General features: G+C 74.8%; 1 protein-coding gene and 1 pseudogene. One reads left to right on the top strand and one right to left on the bottom strand.

Annotated elements, in window-relative coordinates:
- Positions 1 to 235: 235 nt before the first annotated feature.
- Complete coding sequence (locus ACSNOK_RS31865) at positions 236 to 1,687, bottom strand: MFS transporter (RefSeq protein ID WP_436784271.1); 1,452 nt, start codon at positions 1,685 to 1,687, stop codon at positions 236 to 238.
- 912 nt (positions 1,688 to 2,599) lie between these two features.
- Here ACSNOK_RS31865 and ACSNOK_RS31860 point away from each other — a divergent pair.
- A pseudogene (locus ACSNOK_RS31860) lies at positions 2,600 to 3,361 on the top strand (asparagine synthase-related protein); the annotation flags it as partial.

Raw genomic sequence — 3,361 nt, 5'->3', positions numbered from 1 at the left:
CCCGACCACCCCGCCGCTCGCCGCCCGCATCCCTGAGGCAGGCGGTGCGCCGGCCGCCCGGCCCGGCCCGGCTTCGTCCGGTTCTGGTCTTGGTTCCGGTTACGCCATGATCCGGTCTCGGCCCCGGTTACGGCCTTGGTCCGTTCCCGTTCCCGGTCCCGCTACCGCTCCCGCCCCCGGCCCCGGTCCTGACCCCGGTTTCAAGAGCTGACGCCACCAGCCACCCCACCCCCCCTCACGCCGTCGTAGCCACCAATAACGGCCGCGCCCGCTCCCGCAGCTCCACCACCCGCGGCTCGTTCCCGTACGGCTCCAAGCGGTGCAGCAGGTCCCGGACGTACTCCGTCGTCCGCGCCGACGAGATCCGTCCGGCGACCTCCACCGCCCGCACCCCGGCCGCGCACGCCGCGTCGAGGTTGCCGGACTCCAGCTCCGCGACGGCCGACACCACCAGCCGCAGCCCGTGCGAGCGCACGAACTCCTCCGTCGGCCGGGACAGCGCCTGCTCGGTGAAGCGCTGGACCTGCCGCGGCATGCCCAGATCGCGGTAGCACTCGGCGGCGTCGGCGGCGAACCGCTCCTGGGTGTAGAAGTCCAGCCAGGACGGGTCCGGGTCGCCCGGTCGCGCCCGCTCCAGCCAGCCCTCGGCGGCCTTGAGCGCCGCCCCGCAGGCCGGCTGGTCGCCGGCCTTGGCCTGCGCCCGGGCCTCGACGAGCCGGAAAAAGCTCATCGTCCGCGCGGTGGCCAGCCCCCGGTTGCGCTCCAGCGCCGCCTGGGCGAGGTCAACCCCCTCGTCCGCGTAGCCCCGGTAGGTGGCCTGGAGGCTCATCGAGGCCAGGACGTAGCCGCCCAGCGGCACGTCGGCCGCCGCGCGGGCCAGCCGCAGTGCCTGGATGTAATAGCGCTGCGCCGCCTCCTGTTGACCGGTGTCGAACGCCATCCACCCGGCCAGCCGCGTGAGTTCGGCGGTCGCGCCGAACAGCGCGCGCCCCACGTCGTCGCTGTACGCCCCCAGCAGCAGAGGCGCCGCGTCGACGCGCAGGCACTCGGGCACCATGGACGAACGCCAGTCCCCGCCACCGTACTTGGAGTCCCAGCGGCGCGCGTCCTCCGCCGCCTCCCGCAGTTTGGCGACGTCGCTGTGGCCGACGCGTTGCGGCAGGCCGCAGTCGGGGATCGCGCCGGCCTCGCGCTCCCGGGCCGCCTGCTGCGGCTCGCGCGCCACCGAGCTGTCGGCGGGCGTGATCAGCCAGCGCGAGGCGGGCGTTGAGTACGCGCTGACGGAAAACGAACCCGCGAGACTCTGCCAAATGCCTCCGCCGCCACGGCGACCGGCGGCATCCAGCCGGTACAACTCCGTCGCCGACCGCACCGCTTGGCCGACATCACGCGGGAACGCGAGGCCCACCTCCGGCGCCGGATCCGACTCGGCGAGGCCGATCTCGTGCAGCGGCACCGGCCGGCCCAGCTTGCCCGCTATCGCGGCGGCGATCAGATGCGGCGCGGCACCCTGCGGCACCATGCCCTTGCTGACCCACCGGGCGACCGACGTCTTGTCGTACCGAAGCGTCAATCCCCGCTGCGCACCGAGGTCGTTGACCCTCCGCGCCAGACCGGCGTTGCTGATCCCCGCGAGAGCGAGGACCGTGCCCAGCTTCTCGTTCGGTCCGCGTGGCTCCCTGGACATGCGCACCCCTCGGCAACAACGATGCCCGCCCCGGCATAGGCGCGGGGCATTCGTAAACCCAGCGTAGTTCCCCACATCCCGACCGTTAAGGGGCGTTGTCCCGGATGGCGAGATTCTGGTCCGCATGCGCGTGCACCGAGGGGCACGTGCTCCGGCAGAGTGTGGCCGTGCGCCTGCTGTGCGCCTTGTACACGCCATCGGCGGGGCGGTTCCATGGTTCTGCGTGGGTTGGCCCGCTGTCCTTGGATCCAGTGGGCTGGGGGAAGCCGCCGCCCCATTCCCCGCGGGCGGCGGACCGGCCCGGGGGGTGCGGCTCGTGCCTCCCGGGCTGCGCGAACTCGCGAGTCAGGTGGCCGAGACGAGGCCGGCGGGCGAGCGGCCCCGGCCGAACGGAGACGAACGCCCCTTCCGCCCGGCGGCGTTCACGAGGGGCGCGGCCGCCCGAGGGAGCCGGCTTACGGAGCGTTCGCGAGCGTGAACGCGCTGTCGGGGCGCGTCGTCACCACCGCGCGCGGGGCGCGCGGGAAACGGCCGAAACCCGCCGTACGCCGATGGTGGAACATGGCCGGAGAAGGGCCGGAACGGCCAAGTCCGGTGCGTCCGTGGCAGCATGGGGCGCGCATGCGCCATGGTGTGATGTCGCCGATGCCCGTTCGGCCTCGTTCGCCCGTCGGCCGGCCCGCTCGCCGACGGTGTTCCGCGGTCCGTCCGACGGTCTCGGTCGGCCTGTACGACGGTCCCGGCCGGCCCGTCCAGCGGTCCCGACCGGTCCGCCGACGGACTCGGGCGGCCCGCCGACGGTTTGGAGCGGCCCGCCGACGGTTCCGAGTGGCCCGATCGATGTCGCGCCGCCCGTCCCGCTGTGCATGATGACTGCTACCCGATGGTTGTCCACAGCCTGTGGAGGCGGCGATGCGCTGGTTGGTGGGGTGGAGCCGTGCCGGCTCCCGGCCCGGCGTCCCCGCCGCGCCCGCGGTCCAGCCCGTGGGCGCCCGGCTCCTGTGGGAGGACCCGGACCCCCTGTGGGCGGTCGGCGACTGGCGCCCCGACGAGGTACGGGTCGTCCACGCGGGTCCCCATCCCGACAGCCCCCGCCGGAACGGCTCCCGTGCCGACGGCACCCGGCACACCACCGCGCCGCCCGTCACCCGCCTCGCCGTCCTCGGCCGCTGCGGAGCCGACGACCACCAACTGCGTGCCGGCCTCCTCGCCACCCGCGGCGGCGCCCTGCGCCCGCTCACCGCGTGGCCGGGCAGCTACACCGCCGTCGCTCAGATAGGCCGCCGCATCACCGTCACCGGCGACCTGGCCGGCGCCCGGCCCGTCTTCCACGCCGCGTGGGCCGGCGGCACCGCCTACGCCACCGCCGCCCTGCCCCTCGCCGACCTCATCGAGGCGGAACTCGACATCGGCCACCTCGCGGCCCTCCTCGCCTGCCCCGACTCGCCGGAGGCCCTGGGCGACAGCACCCCCTACACCGGCGTACGGCGCGTCCCGCCCGGGCACGCGCTGGTGGTGCGCGACGGCGCGCGCGACGTGACGAGCTACGAACCGACGGCCTCACTTGTCGTCGCCGCCCCCGAACCCGACCCCGCCCCAGCCGTCGAAGGCGTCCGCGACGCCCTAGTGGAGGCGGTCCGCACCCGCTTCGCCGCCCCCCGCCACGCACCGAAC

The organism is Streptomyces sp. URMC 126, from assembly GCF_051386555.1.
Lineage (GTDB): Bacteria > Actinomycetota > Actinomycetes > Streptomycetales > Streptomycetaceae > Streptomyces.
Note: the sequence above shows the minus strand (reverse complement) of the source record. Positions and strands in the feature narration are given on the sequence as shown.

What these genes read in the sequence shown, in the direction of transcription:
- ACSNOK_RS31865 (WP_436784271.1), bottom strand. Translation starts at nt 1,687, where the DNA reads ATGTCCAGGGAGCCACGCGGACCGAACGAGAAGCTGGGCACGGTCCTC.